The sequence below is a fragment of the Pararhizobium antarcticum genome (assembly GCF_001885585.1).
In the GTDB taxonomy this organism is placed as follows: domain Bacteria; phylum Pseudomonadota; class Alphaproteobacteria; order Rhizobiales; family Rhizobiaceae; genus Pararhizobium; species Pararhizobium antarcticum.
In genome coordinates this window covers 117,171-133,207 of sequence record NZ_LSRP01000085.1, presented here as the reverse complement: position 1 = coordinate 133,207, position 16,037 = coordinate 117,171, and the positions used below count along the sequence as shown (strand labels likewise).

Genomic DNA, 16,037 nt, shown 5'->3' with positions numbered 1-16,037 from the left:
CAGATTTTGTCATTTGAAGACAGGATGCTGCGCTGCGATAAACCACGGGATGACCGCCACCCGCACCCCTGATTCTGACCTCTGGCCCACGGCGCTGGCCGGCGGTATCGGCATGGCGGTGGCCATGGGCTTTGGCAGGTTTTCCTACACGCCGATCCTGCCGGGCATGATGGCAGGGCTCGATCTGTCGCCGTCCGATGCCGGCGTCATCGCGTCTGCCAATTTCATCGGCTACCTCGCCGGTGCGGTGCTTGCCGGCTATGGCTGGGCGGCAGGCCACGAGCGGCGGCTCGGCCTGTTGGCACTGGCCGCCACGGCAGTGCTTTTGCTGGCGATGGGGCTGTCCTCGTCGCTCATGGTCTTTTCAGTCATCCGCTTTCTCGCCGGTCTTGCCAGTGCCTTTGCCATGATTTTCCTGTCGGGCATCGTCCTGGGGCGCGGCCTGCGTGCCGGGGCAGTCCATGTGCAGTCCATCCATTTCGGTGGCGTCGGCATCGGCATCGCCGTATCGTCGCTGATGGTCTGGCTTCTGGCGCAGGCGAATACGTCCGGTCTTTCATCCTGGCGAGCGGACTGGTTTGCCGGCGCGCTGATGGCTGCAGCTGGTCTCTGTGTCGTTGCCCTTCTGCTGCCGAAAGGCGATGTCGCGCAACAGGGCAGGACGGTCGAAAAACCGCTCCTCTGGACCCGGCCGCTGGTCGTCATGACCCTAACCTATGGCATGTTCGGTTTCGGCTATGTGATCACCGCGACATTCCTGGTGACCATGGCGCGGCAGGGTGCGGCCGACCAGACGATCGAGTTTCTGGCCTGGCTGTTGACGGGCCTGAGTGCTGCGCTGTCCGTTGTCCTCTGGCGGCTGGCCGTGCCGCGTTTCGGGGCTGTCGGTGTCTATCTGATCGGCCTTCTGGTCGAGGCTGCCGGGCTTGTCGCGACCGTTTGCCTGCCGTTGCCGGTTGCGCCGCTGATTGGCGGCATGCTGCTCGGCCTGACCTTCATCATGATCACCGCCTATGGCCTGCAGATCGGCCGGGGCCTTGCGCCGGACAGTCCGCGCAAGGCGCTCGCCTTCATGACGGCGGCCTTCGGCGTCGGGCAGATCATCGGACCGCTGGTCGCGGGTGCACTCGCCGAGCGCACTGGCAGCTTCACGATCCCGACGCTCATGGCAGCCCTCGTGCTGCTCCTGTGTGCGCTGATCACCGGTCTCGAAATGAAGCGGATTGTCACCGCGCTGGATGGACAGCGCAGCCGCTGAATTAAATCACGGTAACTTTAGCCTTCTGCGATTGTTGCGGTGCAGGTTTTGCCCTAGTTTCGGCGCATCCGGCGGGTGGTATGCCTGCCACGCCAACAAGCGAGAGTGCCTGCCTTGTTCCAATCCTTTTTCCCGACGCCCCGGCTGTTTTTTCCATCAATCATCATCTGGACTGCCATCGTCATTGCCTCCTGGTATTTGGGTGGTAGTGACCTTGGCAGTATAATCGGATTGCCCCCGCTGGCCGCCGGACAGGAGCCTGTCATCGGCGTGTCCGTGTTCTGGTCGACGCCATTCCTGTGGTTCTACATCTACTACGCGGTTGCTGTTGCGATCTTTACCGCGTTCTGGTTCTCGTTCAGCCCGCATCCCTGGCAGAACTGGTCGGTTCTCGGCACGGCGCTGATCGTTTTCAACACTTACTTCTCGGTGCAGGTCAGCGTCGCGATCAATGCCTGGTATGGTCCGTTCTACGACATGATCCAGCGTGCGCTCGCAAGGACTGACCCTATTCCGACCGCGCCGGACCTTTATTTCGGGATGGTCGGCTTTGCCGGCATTGCCTTCGTCGCAGTCACGGTTGGCGTGCTCAACCTGTTTTTCGTGAGCCACTACATCTTCCGCTGGCGCACGGCGATGAACAACTACTACATGGCCAACTGGCCGAAACTGCGTCACATTGAAGGTGCCTCGCAGCGTGTCCAGGACGATACGATGCGTTTCTCCCGCACAATGGAGAGCCTTGGCGTCAGCCTCGTCAGTTCGATCATGACGCTGATCGCATTCCTGCCGGTGCTGTTCAAATTTTCGGAGCAAGTCACCGAACTTCCGTTCATTGGCCCCGTTCCCCATGCGCTGGTCTGGGCGGCTATCCTCTGGTCGCTGTTTGGCACGGTCTTTCTTGCCGTCGTCGGCATCAAGCTGCCGGGGCTCGAATTCCGCAACCAGCGCGTCGAGGCGGCCTACCGCAAGGAACTGGTCTATGGCGAGGACAATGCCGACCGCGCCCAGCCGAGCACCGTGGCGCAGCTTTTCGACAATGTCCGGCGCAATTATTTCCGGCTCTATTTCCACTATATGTATTTCAACATCGCCCGGATCTTCTACCTGCAGGCCGACAACCTTTTCGGCACCTTTATCCTGGTGCCATCGATCGTGGCCGGCAAGTTGACGCTCGGTGTGATGAACCAGATCCTCAACGTCTTCGGGCAGGTGCGGGAATCGTTCCAGTATCTCGTCAATTCCTGGTCGACGATCGTCGAACTCTTGTCGATCTACAAGCGCCTGCGCGCCTTCGAAGCGGCGATCGACGACGAGCCGCTGCCCGAGATCGACCAGCGCTACATGGAACGTGAGGAAAACGACGGCGAGATCGCGGCTGCTCAGCCTTGATGCCGTGAGGAACGCATACCTCAGAAGGCGGAGCCATCCGCCTTCTCGCGCGCCGTGATCATCGGCAGGGCCTGTGCATAGCTGACGCAGGCGACATCGGCTTTCGCGCAGGTTTCACTGAGAAACCGGTCAAGCGCCCGCCAATAGGCTCCGCCATTCATCTCGACGAAATGAAATCCGAGCTGCAGCGGAATGCGGCCGCCCTCATATTCGCTCCGGAACGCGTTGCGAAAGGCCGACAGCGTGCGCTCCTCAAAGGCGGTGCTGTCCTTGCGGTTTTCGACGCCCATCGAATGGCGGACGAACAGATTGTAGTCCATGCCGATGACGCGACGCTGCTGCGGGCCTTCCGGGATCATCGGCAGACCGAAGCGCTGTAGGCCGGCTTCTGATGTCGGCCATGCCGGCCCCTTGGTGACAAGGCTGGCATCGTAGGAAAACCCAGCCTTTTCAAGAGCCGGAACGAGGCCGTCGCTGGTCGAGAGGTAGGGCGCGCGAAATCCCCTGATGTCTTTCCCGACAAAATTAGCCCAGCCTTCGGGCTGTTCGCCTTCGATACCAGCGGCTTTCCAGGCATCTGACAGCGCCGCATTGAAGGCGCCGAACTCGTTCGACCAATCGGAACGGCTCCAGCCCTTGCCGTCGAAATGGCCGCAGGCGTGGCTGCCGATATCGTGGCTGGCGAGATGCGCCTGCCAGATATGGCGAACGCGCGCCTGTATCTCTTCCCGGCTCTGGGCAAAACCGACATTCGAGCGCCCGGCCTTGTGGCCTGCTGCGCGGTAGGATTGGCCGCCATCGGCTTTGGTCATCAAAAAGGTGCAGGAGAGGAAATAGGTGAAATGCGCGCCGGTCCGGCGGCCCATCTCCAGGCTCTTTTCCCACAGCCGGTTGTCATGCGCGCCATCGAAGGAGACGATAACGAGTTGCTTGCCCCGGGGCGGATCCTTGCCGTCGCTGGCATTTGCAGGAGGGGAAACAAGAATGGCCAGCGCGAGGGCCGGGGCGGCTTTAAAACAGAACATGACGGCGACCTGGAGATGACTGCGGCGATTTGCGGGCCCCAGCCCTGCGGCAGGAATGCGGCAATCCTTTGATCACACTGGCAATGGCGTGCGGTAACGGCTATGCGAGGAGGAAGAACAACAACAGCGGCGGGTGCCCGACATGGCAATTCTGATTCTCGGTATCGTGATTTTTCTCGGCATCCATCTGGTCAAGAGTTTTGTGCCGGGGGTCCGGGCCGCGGTCATGGCGCGGGGCGGCAAGGGTCTCTGGATGGCGATCCATGGCGGTTCGGCATTGATCGGCCTCTGTCTGATCGCCTATGGCTTCGACGCGGCGCGGGCGACCAGCGGGATTCTCTACAATCCGCCGAAGTTTCTCACCCATATCGCGCTGACTTTGCTGCTGATCGCAACCATCTGCCTGGTCGCCGCCTATCTGCCGGCAGGCAGGATACGCACGGCAACAAAACATCCCGCCGTTCTCGCGATCAAGATCTGGGCGCTGTCGCATCTGCTCTGCAATGGCGAAACCAATTCGGTCCTTCTGTTCACCACATTCCTGATCTGGGGCGTGATCCTGCGCATCTCGATGAAGCGCCGCTGGCGCGCCGGCGAGATCGTCTACCCGCCCTTCGTGTCCTATCGCTATGATGTCGTCGCCATCGTGATCGGCACCCTCGTCTATGGCCTGATCGTCTGGAAACTTCATGAACTTGTGATCGGTGTTGCCCCCGTCGTCATGGGCTAGGTCCGGCTAAATCACGCGCCCCCCTTACAAGTGCTGCAAAATGCGGTAGAAGGCGCGTTCTTTCACTTTCATATCTGCAAGGAAGGCCGGGCAACCGGAACTCAGGAATGGCAAACCAGGACGAAAGCTTTATTCGCGAAGTCAATGAAGAGCTCCGCTCGGAACAGGTCAAGGCTGTCTGGTCCCGATTTGGCGGCGTTTTCATTGCGATTGCCATTCTGATCGTGCTCGGCACCATCGGCAAGGTCGGTTATGAATACTGGCACGAAACCTCGGCATCGGAATCCGGCGACGAGTTTCTGGCAGCCCTGAACCTTGCCAAGGAAAACAAGACCGACGAGGCGCTGGCCGCGCTGACCAGCCTGGAAAAGGATGGCTACGGCGCCTATCCGGTCCTGGCGCGGATGCGGGCTGCGACGCTGCAGGTGCAGAAGGGCGATACCGCTGCGGCGATTCAGGCATTCTCCGACATCGGCAAGGACAGCACGATCGAAAAGCCGATGCGCGATGCTGCCCGCATGCGCGCCGCCTATCTTCTGGTCGATACCGGCACCTACGAGCAGGTTTCGGCCGAAGTCGAGCAGATGGCCGTGCCGGCCGGTGCGATGCGCCATTCCGCCCGCGAGGTCCTCGGTCTTGCTGCCTACAAGGCCGGCGACATGCCGAAAGCCAAGACATGGTTCCAGCAGATCGCCGACGATGCTGAGAGCCCGCGCAATCTGGCAAATCGCGCCCAGATGCTGCTCGACCTGATTGCCGCAAGCGGAAAGGCGCCCGAACAGGCGTCCTAGTGCATCCCGCGTTCAGGTGGGATCACCTGAGCCCGATAAGATGTTATGACAAGAAAAATTGGAGCGACGCGTGTTCACCCGAATGCGCGTCGTTCTCGAATGAAGACAGGATCTCTAAATGAACTTCACCGTCGCCATCGTTGGGCGCCCCAATGTCGGCAAGTCCACGCTTTTCAACCGTCTGGTGGGAAAGAAGCTGGCGCTTGTCGATGATACGCCGGGCGTTACCCGTGACCGACGGCCGGGCGATGCCAAGCTCGTCGATCTCAGGTTCACCATCATCGACACCGCCGGCCTCGAGCAGTCCGGACCGGAGACGCTGCAGGGCCGGATGTGGCTGCAGACGGAAGCGGCCATCGACGAGGCCGACCTGACGCTGTTCGTGGTCGATGCCAAACACGGGCTGACGCCGGCCGACGAAACGCTGGGCAAGATGCTGCGCCGTCGCGGCAAGCCGGTTGTGCTGGTCGCCAACAAATCCGAAGCCAAGGGCTCCGACGGCGGCTATTACGACGCCTTCACGCTGGGTCTTGGCGAACCGGTGGCGATCTCGGCCGAACACGGCCAGGGCATGATCGACCTGCGCGATGCGATCGTCGAGGCGATTGGCGAAGACCGGGCCTTTCCGCCTGAGATCGACGAGCCGGCCACCAATGTCGATATTCGCAACGACAATGGCGAAGGCGATGATGTCGATGACGACTACGAGCCGGAATATGACGACACCAAGCCGTTGCGCGTGGCGATCATCGGCCGCCCGAACGCCGGCAAGTCCACGCTGATCAACCGTTTTCTCGGTGAAGACCGGCTGCTCACCGGCCCTGAGGCCGGCATCACCCGCGACAGCATCTCGGTCGAATGGGACTGGCGCGGCCGCACCATCAAGATGTTCGACACGGCCGGCATGCGCAAGAAGGCGCGTGTGCAGGAAAAGCTGGAAAAGCTCTCCGTCGCCGACAGCCTGCGCTCGATCCGTTTTGCTGAAACCGTGGTCATCGTCTTTGATGCGACGATCCCCTTCGAAAAACAGGATCTGCAACTGGCGGATCTGGTGATTCGCGAGGGCCGTGCCGCCGTGCTCGCCTTCAACAAGTGGGACCTGGTCGAGAACACGCAGGCGTTTCTCGCCGATCTGCGCGAAAAGACCGAACGGCTTTTGCCGCAGGCGCGCGGCATTCGTGCCGTGCCGATCTCGGGCCAGACCGGCTACGGGCTTGACCGGCTGATGCAGGCGATCATCGATACCGACAAGGTCTGGAACCGCCGCATCTCGACGGCCAAGCTGAACAAGTGGCTGGAAAGCCAGCAGATCCAGCATCCGCCACCGGCCGTGTCGGGGCGTCGCCTGAAGCTGAAATACATGACGCAGGTCAAGGCCCGTCCGCCGGGTTTCATGATTTCCTGCACACGACCCGAATCGGTGCCGGAATCCTATGTCCGCTACCTGACCAACGGGCTGCGTGCCGATTTCGAGCTGCCGGGCGTGCCGATCCGCATCCACATGAAGGCCTCGGACAATCCGTTCGAGAACCGCAAGAAGCGCAAGATTTATTGATACGAACGGGAGCGATGAAACGCTCCCGTTTTTACGTTCGACTGCATGCCGCCTTGAGAGCGGTTATTCCTGCCTGTCGTCGTCTGCCTCGAGCCGGTCGACTTCGGCCTTTGCATCGGCGTCGCCGAGGCCTGCCGCGTGTTTGTAAAGCCCGAGTGCTGTCGCGACATCGGCGGCAACGCCTTCGCCTTTTTCATACATGATGCCGAGATTGACCATGGCGTCTGTATTGCCGCGATCCACGGCGAGCCGGTAGTAGGTCAGCGCCTTGTCGGTATTTTCCGGAACAAGCGTGCCCTCGTCATGGATGATGGCGATGTTGTAGGCCGCCACGTCGTCTCCCTGATTGGAGGATTTCTGCAGCCATGCAAGCGCCTGGGTGACGTCGACCGGCGTGCCGACACCGTCCTGATAGGCGACGCCGAGATTGTACTGCCCCAATAGGTCGCCGAGAGCGGCGGCGCGGCTGTACCAGGAAAAGGCTTCATCCGGCTTCGTCTCGTGCAGCGCCACGCCCAGATTGACCATGGCCGTTGGGTGACCGGCGGTCGCTGCCTGCTCGAACAGGACGAGCGCTTCCTTCTCCTTGCCATCCTGCATGAGGGTACGACCGAGCTGGAAGGCGAGGCGCGCATCCGCCGGTGCTTTGGCCTGCGCGTCGCGGCAGGCGGGCAGGGCCTTGGCTGTGTCGATCTTCTCCTGCTCGACGCCCGCCAGGCCGGGTGGACGCGTGGTATCGTAACGGCTCGAGGCAAGGGTGTCGCAGAGGCTGCGGCTGTCCTGCGCCGCCGCCTTGTTCGACGGGGCAAGAAGGCCTGTCGCGATTGTCGCGAAAAACACGGATGTGAGAAGAAAAGTGGAGAAGGTCATGCCGGGCTCCAGTGTTGCCATGTGCAGCTTATGTTGCTGGCTGCGTTTATGCCACTGGAGCCATTCCGGTGCGGTTCCCGAGGAAACAGGCTCTCGCCCGTTCCCGTGGAAACAGGCTTTCACCTCTCTGTCGCATCCGGGCACCGTCAGCCGAAATGCCATCAACCTTGACCGGGTGGCAGAAGTTTTTCACGCGCGACGAGCGCGCCGTGATGACCGATGACGCCGGCGGCGATCTTGGCTGCGAAGGCGGCCGCATCTGCCGGATTTCCGTGCACAACAGAGTGCGCAAGGAAGGCGCCGTTGAAGCTGTCGCCGGCACTTGTCGTGTCGACCACGTTTTCAACCAGCGCAGCCGGCACAAAAGTCTGTTGTGTGTCCTTGAAGTCCAGCGTGATCCCGTTCGGCCCGTCCTTAACGACAATGTCGTCGACGCCCAGCGCCCTGTAGCGGGCAATCGTCTGGGCAATATCGATATCACCGAAATGCGTCGCCTCATCGTCGAAGCTCGGCATGACCAGCGTCGCCGCCCGCGCGCCGGCACGGATCGTTTCAAGCATGCGCGCCTTGTCGTCCCACAGGCGTGGGCGGATGTTCGGATCAAACACGACGGACTTGCCGGCGACCTTTGCCCTGCGCAATTCCGACAGAAGCGATTCGACCGCATCGGGGGCGAGGATTGCCAGCGTGATGCCGGAAAAGACGATGACATCAGAGGCTTCGACGGCGAAGCGCAGATGTGCGGGGTCGTCGGCCAGGGCTTTTGCGGCGGAGACCGAGCGCCAGTAGGAAAAGCTGCGCTCGCCGTTCTTGAGGTGGATCATGTAGAGGCCGGGCGTGCGCCCCTCGACGCGACGGATCTGGCCTGTCCCGACGCCGGTGCCTGCGATGAAGGCAAGCATGTCATCGGACACGGTGTCGGTTCCGACCGCCGTCAGGTAATCCACCGACCAGTCCGCAGGCAGAAAGAGGCGGGCATAATAGGCGGTGTTAAAACTGTCGCCGGCATAGCCCTTGCGCAGAAGATCACCCTCGGCCTGCATCAGTTCCACCATGCATTCACCGATCGACAGCATCCTGCCAGCCATGCCTATCCCCCCGCTCGTTTTGCCTGAAAGCCGAGATACGGCGCAGCAAGGCCGATGGCAAGCGGATGCCTTGTTTTTTCACCCTGTTGCGCTTCATCGGCCGTGGCCCGCACCGGCAGCGACAAGACCGTGTTCCGCGATCTGGCGGGCTTCCGCACGGTGTAGCGTCATCCCATCGGTCTTGGACTGGTGGGGTTTTGCAGGATGGCGTCGCCGACGTGGGGACGGGAGCCATTTCCCTTCGCCCGCCGAGACACGTCAGTGCCGCGGCCCGTCAATTCTCCGGACCGGCCAGAAACTGCGTTTACTCAATGCTTCTGGACGGTTACATCTGGTGACGTCAGTTCTTGCAAGCCGGAGCCCTTCATGACCTCTTCCCCGAAGACGAATCCCGACTGGTGGCGCGGCGCGGTGATCTATCAGGTCTATCCGCGGTCGTTTCAGGACACCAAGGGAGACGGTCTGGGAGACCTGAAGGGCGTGACGCAGCGTCTGCCCTATATTGCCGCGCTCGGTGTCGATGCCATCTGGCTCTCGCCGTTCTTCACCTCGCCCATGGCTGACATGGGCTATGATGTCTCTGATTACTGCGATGTCGATCCGATGTTCGGAACGCTCGGCGATTTCGACGACATGCTGAAAAAGGCCCATAAACTGGGCCTCAAGATCATCATCGACCAGGTGATTTCCCACACGTCGGACCAGCATGCCTGGTTCAAGGAGAGCCGTTCGGACCGCACCAATCCGAAGGCCGACTGGTATGTCTGGGCCGATCCGAAGCCTGACGGCACAGCGCCGAACAACTGGATGTCGATCTTCGGCGGTCCCGGCTGGGAATGGGACGGTGTGCGCAAGCAATATTACATGCACAACTTCCTCGGCTCGCAGCCGGATCTGAATTTCCACAATCCGGAGGTACAGGATGCGCTGCTCGACACGGTTCGCTTCTGGCTGGAGCGCGGCGTCGACGGTTTCCGGCTCGACACGGTCAACTTCTATTTCCACGACAAGGAACTGCGGGACAATCCGCCGCTGGTCCATGATCCGGACGCGATCGGCCTCGATGCGCCTGATGTCAATCCCTACGGCATGCAGAACCACCTCTACGACAAGACGCAGCCGGAAAACATCGGCTTCCTGCAGCGCTTTCGTGCGTTGCTCGACGCCTATGGCGACCGCGCCACGGTCGGCGAAGTCGGCGACGGGGCGCGGTCGCTGAAGACGGTGGCCGCCTATACGAGCGACGGCGACAAGCTGCATATGTGCTACACTTTCGATCTGCTCGGACCGGATTTTACCGCCACCCATATCCGCCGCTGCGTCAGCGCCTTCCAGGCCGCCGTGACCGACGGCTGGGTCTGCTGGGCGTTTTCAAACCATGACGTCATGCGCCACATCACGCGCTTCACGCAGAGCGAAGACGAGCGGGAGCGTGTCGCGAAACTCGCCATTTCCGTGCTTGCTGCGCTGCGTGGCTCGATCTGCCTCTACCAGGGCGAGGAGCTGGCTTTGCCGGAGGCGGATCTTGCCTTCGAGGATCTGCGCGACCCCTACGGCATCCGCTTCTGGCCGGCCTTCAAGGGGCGCGACGGGTGCCGCACGCCGATGGTCTGGGAAAACAAGGCGCCGCATGCCGGTTTTTCAACCGCAAAACCCTGGCTTCCGGTACCGGATGCACATAAGGCGCTGGCAGCGGATGCCCAGGAAAAGCTGTCCGATTCGGTGCTGGCGCACTATCGCGAGACCCTGGCCTTCCGCAAAGCGCATGCACCGCTTCTCGACGGCAGCATGGCCTTTATCGACACCAATGAGGATATCCTCGCCTTCACCCGCGAAAAGGCCGGCGTTAAACTGCTGTTCGTGTTCAACCTGCATCGCGGCCCGCAGGTTGTGCAATTGCCGAAGGCGCTGAAGATTGCAGAGGTGATGCCGATGCCGGGTTTTGCGCCGACGCTTACGGGAAACGAGCTTCAACTGGACGCGCTGGATGTGTTTTGCGGGCGGGTTTCATCCTAGCAGTTTGTCATACTCGGCAGGGGATGGGATCCGTTCCAGAAACAGATCATGTCTTCGTCCTCTCAGACGGCCAAGGCGCACCAGGATTGCCCGACACGCACCGACCAGAAGCGCCCGACCTGCTTGAGACGCAGCGAGGGATGCTTGGGGTTTGTTTCCAGTTTTTCGAAGTTTTGAACAGCCAACTGGCGAATGCCGGACAGCGCGTCGTAGGTCTTCCAGAACCCGCTGGTGGCGTGATGTCTCAAAGCGCACGGGACCTGCCGGAGTTGAACTCGACAATTGCCTCATTCGCTACGTCATCCAGCGCCCCGGTTTTGACATCTGCTGCAAATTGGACATCCCAACGTTCGGCCTCCAGCTTGTGAAACCAGGCCGCGAATTGTTCCAAATCGCCGCTATCCAGTTCCAGGAATGATTCTTCGATCTGCTCCAGTTTCGTTACGTTTTGGTCCTTCTCGCAGGAATTTAGACCGAACAGACCGGCCTGCCTGCCAAGTGTCTCCGCTTCACCCGATCAGCGCGAACTTGTCGACATCGACCAGCCCCATGTCCGAAATCTTCAGGTGCGGGATGACTGGCAGCGGCAGGAAGGCGAGTTGCAGGAAGGGCTCCTGTAGCGTCGATCCAAGGGCAAACGCCGCCTCGCGCAGGTGATGCAGCGTGTCGCGCACGCTTTCATAGGGCTCGAGGCTCATCAATCCCGCGACTGGCAGCGCGATTTCACCGGTGACCTTGCCGTCCTCGACGACGACAAAGCCGCCCTTGATCTGGCCAAGCCGGTTGGAGGCGAGCGCCATGTCGTCCTCGTTGACGCCGACGACGCAGATATTGTGGCTGTCATGGCCAACGGTCGAGGCGATGGCACCCTTCTTCAGCCCGAAGCCCTGGACGAAGCCGTTGGCATGGTTGCCGTTGATACCGTGGCGTTCGATGACGGCGACCTTGATGATGTCGCGGCCGAGATCGACGCCGGCCTGGTTGCCCTTTGCCGGGAGATGGAAGCGACGATGCTCGGTGATGATCTTGCCCGGCAAAACGCCGATGACGGAGGTTTCGTTCTCCGCATAGGGCACGCCGAAATCGGCAGCGTTGACATGGCCGGCCTTGACGCTGTTCAGCCCGACGGGGGCAATCGGTTTGCGGGTCGCAAACAGCGCGTCGTCGACGCGGCGCCCGGCGGAAAACACCATCTGCGCCTTGCAGCTTTCCAGGCTGTCGACGACCACGAGATCGGCGCGCCAGCCCGGCGCAACCAGCCCGCGGTCGCGCAGGCCAAAGGCGCGCGCAGCTGAAATCGATGCGGCGCGGTAGATCGCGAGCGGCTCGACGCCTTGCGCGATGGCCTCGCGGATCATGTAATCGAGATGGCCCTGTTCGGCGATATCGAGGGGATTGCGGTCGTCGGTGCAGAGCGCCAGAAACGGCGAGAGCCGCTCCGTCAGGATCGGCATCAGCGCGTGCAGGTCCTTGGAGACGGAGCCTTCGCGCACGAGAATGTGCATGCCCTTGCGGATCTTTTCCAGCGCTTCCTCTGCCGTGGTGCATTCATGGTCGGTGCGGATGCCGGTCGAGAGATAACCGTTGAGGTCGAGCCCGCGTAGAAGCGGGGCGTGTCCGTCGATATGGCCGTCCTGAAAGGCTTCCAGTTTGGCAAGGCAGATCGGATCCTTGTGGATGACGCCGGGAAAATTCATGAACTCCGCAAGGCCGATGACCTTTTCATGGGAGCGGAAGGGCAAGAGTTTCTCGATCGGGAGTGCTGCGCCCGAGGTTTCCAGATGCGTCGCCGGCACGCAGGACGACAGTTGTACGCGGATGTCCATGATGGTTTCGCGGGCGCTGTCGAGGAAGAACTGGATGCCTTCCGTGCCGAGCACATTGGCGATTTCATGCGGATCGCAGATCACCGTGGTCACGCCATAGGGCAGAACGCAGCGATCGAATTCATGGGGGGTGACGAGCGAGGATTCGATATGCAGATGCGTATCGATGAAGCCGGGAACGACGATCCGACCGGTGATGTCGATCTCCGTTCGGCCCTGGTAGCTTTCGCAGGTGCCGACGATCCGGTCGCCACAGATTGCGATGTCGCTTTCGACGAGGTCGCCGGTCACCAGATCAAAAAAGCGTCCGCCCTTGAGAACGATGTCGGCCGGTTCGCGGCCGGTGCCCTGGTCGATGCGGTTTTCGAGTCTTGTCATATCTGTTCTCCGATTCCCGCCCGCCGCGACTTTAGCGGTCCGGGAGGGGCAGGGGAAGCGAAGACAGCGGCAGAGACGTCTCGGCCACCGACCACATCTAGCCGCAGTTTGACCAGAAAACGCGTAAATTCAGAAATTCACAGCTGCGCGCGAACATTGCTGCCGCACAGGATCGTTGCAACCGTTCGACCCTTCAGCTCTTCCTTGCGATCCATGATGGCGGCTACACCGGCGGCACCCGCTTCCTCGATGACAAGGCCGTAGTGTTCCAGGCAAAAACGACGTGCGGCCGTGATGGTGGCTTCGTCCACCGCCCAGACGGCATCGACCGTGGTCTTCATGCTCTCCAGCGCATAGGGCACGCATTCGCGCACGGCAATTCCGTCGGCCGCGGTCATGGCCGTTTTTGTCGATACAGGCATGCCGGTTTCAAAGGCCTGTTTCATCGCCGGTGCGGCGGCAGCAACCACGCCGATCACGCGGCAGGTCGGAGCATGTGCCTTGATCCATGTCCCGACACCGGTCAAAAGCGCGCCATTGCCGAGCGGCACAAGGATAGCGTCGAGTTGGACGTCTTCGCCAGCAAGTTCTCTGGTGATTTCCAGTGCGATGGTGCCGGCTCCCTCGGCAATCTCCCGCAGGGCACCGTCCTCGACGAAGGCATAGCCGTGGGCGTCGGCAAATGTGCGGGCGGCTGCCTTGGCGGCGTCGAAATCCTTGCCCTGCAAACGCACGTCTGCGCCAAGCCGGCGCATTGCCTCGATCTTGGCGGGATTGGCTGATGTTGCGGCATAGATGATCACGGGGCGCCCATGCTTGCGTCCGGCACGGGCCAAGCCCTGGCCGAAATTTCCGGCTGAAGCGGATATGATCGGATCGGTGCCGGGCGGCTGGTTCTGCAGCCACCAATCGGTACCACGCCCCTTGAACGAGCGAATCGGATTGAGCATCTCGACCTTGGCGAGAAGCCGAACGCCGGTTGCATCATTCGCCGTCTGCTGTTCCAAGAGAGGGCTGTTGGTAAAGCGCCCATCAATGCGGCTGCTGGCGGCAATGATGCCTTCGGGGGTGGGAAATAGTTGCTGTGTCATGCCCTGAAGATGACGGCAATTTCTCGGTTGAAGTTCCCGATTTTTCCAGCAGGATGGGAATTATCCCCGAATAATGCCCTTGGATGAGATTTTAAATGTCAATGGACAAGGCCGATCGCGCCATCCTCAGAGAGATGCAGCAAGACGCGACGCTGACGCTGACAGAACTTGCACACCGGGTCGGGCTTTCTCCATCATCGACCCAGCGGCGGCTGCAGAAGCTGCGCGAGGACAAGGTGATCCTGCGCGACATATCGGTGGTCGACGCGAAGAAGACCGGGCCGAACGTGGCGATGCTGGTGGAACTGGAGCTGGAGCGTGACCGGCCGGAACTCCTGCCGCCGCTGTTGCGCTGGATTGCCGATACGGTGGAAATCCAGCAAGCCTGGTGCGTCACCGGAAGGGGGGATTATACGCTCGTGGTTGTTGCCTCTTCCATCGAGCATTTCGACGCTTTCGCCGACCGCATGATGGCACTTCATGCCAATATCAGGAAGTTCACCACCAGCGTGGTGTTGAAAACATTGAAACAGACATTGACGGTCCATCTGGACTGACAGTGGCGCGCCGGCTTTCCCCCATGCAATGAAAAAAGGGCGACCCTGCGGCCGCCCTTTCCAGATCCATCAAGATCAGCCTCAGGCGTTTGCCACCAGCACCTTGCGGATGCCGTCCACCAATTCGTCGATCTGTGCTTCGGTGATGATCAGCGGCGGCGACAGCGCGATGATGTCGCCGGTGGTGCGGATCAGGAAGCCGCTTTCATAGGCCTTGAGGAAGGCCGAGAAGGCGCGTTTCGTCGGTTCGCCTGATATCGGCGACAGTTCGATCGCGCCGATCAGGCCGATATTTCTGATGTCGATGACATGCGGGCAGTCGGCCAGCGAATGCAGCGCCTTTTCCCAATAGGGCGCGAGCGTGGCGGCGCGGGCGAAAAGACCTTCGTCACGATAGGTGTCGAGCGTGGCGATGGCGGCGGCCGAGGCGATCGGGTTGCCGGAATAGGTGTAGCCGTGGAAGAATTCGATCATGTGTTCCGGGCCGCTCATGAAGGCGTCGTGGATCGCCGACGTCACGAAGACCGCCCCCATCGGAATGACGCCGTTGGTCAGGCCCTTCGCTGTTACGATGATGTCGGGCATGACGTCGAAATATTGCGCGGCAAAGGGCGTGCCGAGACGGCCGTAACCGGTGATGACTTCGTCGAAGATCAACAGGATGCCGTGTTTGGTGCAGATGTCGCGCAGTTTCTTCAGGTAGCCCTTCGGCGGGATGAGAACGCCGGTGGAGCCGGCGACCGGTTCGACGATGACGGCGGCAATGGTCGAGGCGTCATGCAGCGTGACGATGCGCTCCAGCTCGGTGGCGAGGTCGCCGCCATGCTCGGGCTCGCCCTTGGTGAAGGCGTTCTTGTCGGGCATGTGCGTGTGCGGCATGTGATCGACGCCGGTCAGAAGCGTGCCGAACATCTTGCGGTTGGAGACGATGCCGCCGACCGATATGCCGCCGAAATTGACGCCGTGATAGCCGCGCTCGCGGCCGATCAGGCGGGTGCGCGATCCGTCGCCCTTCACGCGGTGGTAGGCAAGTGCCACTTTCAGCGCCGTATCGACCGACTCCGAACCGGAATTGGTGTAAAGCACATGGTTCATGCCCTCAGGCGCGATATCGACCAGGCGGTTGGCCAGTTCGAAGGCCTTGGGGTGGCCAAGCTGGAAGGCCGGGGCATAATCGAGTTCGCCCGCCTGTTCGGCGATCGCCTCGGTGATCAAGGGCCGGCAATGTCCGGCATTGACGCACCAGAGGCCGGCCGTGCCGTCAAGCACGGTGCGACCGTCATAGGTCGTGTAGTGCATGTCCTTCGCCTTGACGAACAGGCGCGGCTCCTTCTTGAACTGGCGGTTGGCCGTAAACGGCATCCAGAAGGCGCGCAGGTCGTTGGGCGTGGCGTTCAGGCGGTTCGACATCGACATTCTTCTCCATGGCTCTTTTTTGATGCCCGGCGGCCAGGTCCAGG

14 protein-coding genes are annotated in these 16,037 nt (G+C 61.2%); 7 read left to right on the top strand and 7 right to left on the bottom strand.

Translation table 11 applies throughout. From position 1 onward, the window contains the following. The first annotated feature begins 49 nt into the window (after window positions 1-49). Together AX760_RS12535 and bacA are read left to right on the top strand one after the other, a co-directional pair. A complete protein-coding gene (locus tag AX760_RS12535; protein ID WP_245295006.1) occupies window positions 50-1,258 on the top strand; it encodes a YbfB/YjiJ family MFS transporter in 1,209 nt (402 codons plus the stop codon). A gap of 114 nt (window positions 1,259-1,372) precedes the next feature. Continuing rightward, a complete protein-coding gene (gene bacA, locus AX760_RS12530) occupies window positions 1,373-2,650 on the top strand; it encodes a bacteroid development protein BacA (protein WP_071833214.1) in 1,278 nt (425 codons plus the stop codon). A 20-nt stretch (window positions 2,651-2,670) separates the two neighbouring features. On the opposite strand, the gene AX760_RS12525 is transcribed toward bacA, so the two are convergent. Continuing rightward, on the bottom strand, window positions 2,671-3,675 hold the full coding sequence (locus AX760_RS12525; RefSeq protein WP_071833213.1) for a polysaccharide deacetylase family protein: 1,005 nt from the start codon (window positions 3,673-3,675) through the stop codon (window positions 2,671-2,673). Window positions 3,676-3,817: 142 nt separating this feature from the next. Here AX760_RS12525 and AX760_RS12520 point away from each other — a divergent pair, with 142 nt between their 5' ends. The 3 genes from AX760_RS12520 (at window position 3,818) to der (ending at window position 6,751) form a co-directional block, all read left to right on the top strand. Beyond that, the gene (locus AX760_RS12520) at window positions 3,818-4,405 is read left to right on the top strand and encodes an NnrU family protein (protein ID WP_071833212.1); all 588 of its coding nucleotides are present in this window, start codon (window positions 3,818-3,820) and stop codon (window positions 4,403-4,405) included. 107 nt (window positions 4,406-4,512) lie between these two features. Continuing rightward, entirely contained in the window at window positions 4,513-5,196 is a 684-nt protein-coding gene (locus AX760_RS12515) for a tetratricopeptide repeat protein (RefSeq protein WP_071833211.1), read from the top strand. A 118-nt stretch (window positions 5,197-5,314) separates the two neighbouring features. Next, on the top strand, window positions 5,315-6,751 hold the full coding sequence (der, locus tag AX760_RS12510) for a ribosome biogenesis GTPase Der (protein ID WP_071833210.1): 1,437 nt from the start codon (window positions 5,315-5,317) through the stop codon (window positions 6,749-6,751). Between the two features lie 63 nt (window positions 6,752-6,814). Here the strand turns inward: der and AX760_RS12505 are convergent, their stop codons facing one another. Then, window positions 6,815-7,621, bottom strand: coding sequence for a tetratricopeptide repeat protein (locus AX760_RS12505; RefSeq protein WP_175552058.1), 807 nt, complete (start codon window positions 7,619-7,621; stop codon window positions 6,815-6,817). Between the two features lie 161 nt (window positions 7,622-7,782). Beyond that, window positions 7,783-8,709, bottom strand: coding sequence for a sugar kinase (locus AX760_RS12500; RefSeq protein WP_071833208.1), 927 nt, complete (start codon window positions 8,707-8,709; stop codon window positions 7,783-7,785). A 366-nt stretch (window positions 8,710-9,075) separates the two neighbouring features. Here AX760_RS12500 and bglA point away from each other — a divergent pair, with 366 nt between their 5' ends. After that, a complete protein-coding gene (gene bglA, locus AX760_RS12495; protein ID WP_071833207.1) occupies window positions 9,076-10,725 on the top strand; it encodes a beta-galactosidase BglA in 1,650 nt (549 codons plus the stop codon). A gap of 62 nt (window positions 10,726-10,787) precedes the next feature. Here the strand turns inward: bglA and AX760_RS12490 are convergent, their stop codons facing one another. The 3 genes from AX760_RS12490 to AX760_RS12475 all read right to left on the bottom strand — a co-directional run bounded on the left by AX760_RS12490 (window position 10,788) and on the right by AX760_RS12475 (window position 14,020). Further along, window positions 10,788-10,973 (bottom strand): type II toxin-antitoxin system RelE family toxin, encoded by a 186-nt coding sequence (locus AX760_RS12490; protein ID WP_071833206.1) that lies wholly within the window; start codon window positions 10,971-10,973, stop codon window positions 10,788-10,790. Between the two features lie 261 nt (window positions 10,974-11,234). Further along, window positions 11,235-12,929, bottom strand: a complete 1,695-nt coding sequence (ade, locus tag AX760_RS12480; RefSeq protein ID WP_071833204.1) for an adenine deaminase — start codon at window positions 12,927-12,929, stop codon at window positions 11,235-11,237. 137 nt (window positions 12,930-13,066) lie between these two features. Continuing rightward, window positions 13,067-14,020, bottom strand: coding sequence for a threonine ammonia-lyase (locus AX760_RS12475; RefSeq protein ID WP_071833203.1), 954 nt, complete (start codon window positions 14,018-14,020; stop codon window positions 13,067-13,069). Between the two features lie 95 nt (window positions 14,021-14,115). Here AX760_RS12475 and AX760_RS12470 point away from each other — a divergent pair, with 95 nt between their 5' ends. Continuing rightward, a complete protein-coding gene (locus tag AX760_RS12470) occupies window positions 14,116-14,577 on the top strand; it encodes an Lrp/AsnC family transcriptional regulator (RefSeq protein ID WP_071833202.1) in 462 nt (153 codons plus the stop codon). Window positions 14,578-14,658: 81 nt separating this feature from the next. Here AX760_RS12470 and aptA read toward each other — a convergent pair whose 3' ends face one another. Then, a complete protein-coding gene (aptA, locus tag AX760_RS12465) occupies window positions 14,659-15,987 on the bottom strand; it encodes an omega-aminotransferase AptA (protein WP_071833309.1) in 1,329 nt (442 codons plus the stop codon). Between the last annotated feature and the right edge of the window lie 50 nt (window positions 15,988-16,037).

Coding starts and splice junctions, on each gene's coding strand:
- AX760_RS12520 (WP_071833212.1), top strand. CDS start 3,818: ATGGCAATTCTGATTCTCGGTATCGTGATTTTTCTCGGCATCCATCTG.
- AX760_RS12470 (WP_071833202.1), top strand. CDS start 14,116: ATGTCAATGGACAAGGCCGATCGCGCCATCCTCAGAGAGATGCAGCAA.
- AX760_RS12475 (WP_071833203.1), bottom strand. CDS start 14,020: ATGACACAGCAACTATTTCCCACCCCCGAAGGCATCATTGCCGCCAGC.
- AX760_RS12515 (WP_071833211.1), top strand. CDS start 4,513: ATGGCAAACCAGGACGAAAGCTTTATTCGCGAAGTCAATGAAGAGCTC.
- bglA (WP_071833207.1), top strand. CDS start 9,076: ATGACCTCTTCCCCGAAGACGAATCCCGACTGGTGGCGCGGCGCGGTG.
- AX760_RS12525 (WP_071833213.1), bottom strand. CDS start 3,675: ATGTTCTGTTTTAAAGCCGCCCCGGCCCTCGCGCTGGCCATTCTTGTT.
- AX760_RS12505 (WP_175552058.1), bottom strand. CDS start 7,621: ATGACCTTCTCCACTTTTCTTCTCACATCCGTGTTTTTCGCGACAATC.
- AX760_RS12535 (WP_245295006.1), top strand. CDS start 50: ATGACCGCCACCCGCACCCCTGATTCTGACCTCTGGCCCACGGCGCTG.
- ade (WP_071833204.1), bottom strand. CDS start 12,929: ATGACAAGACTCGAAAACCGCATCGACCAGGGCACCGGCCGCGAACCG.
- der (WP_071833210.1), top strand. CDS start 5,315: ATGAACTTCACCGTCGCCATCGTTGGGCGCCCCAATGTCGGCAAGTCC.
- aptA (WP_071833309.1), bottom strand. CDS start 15,987: ATGTCGAACCGCCTGAACGCCACGCCCAACGACCTGCGCGCCTTCTGG.
- AX760_RS12500 (WP_071833208.1), bottom strand. CDS start 8,709: ATGGCTGGCAGGATGCTGTCGATCGGTGAATGCATGGTGGAACTGATG.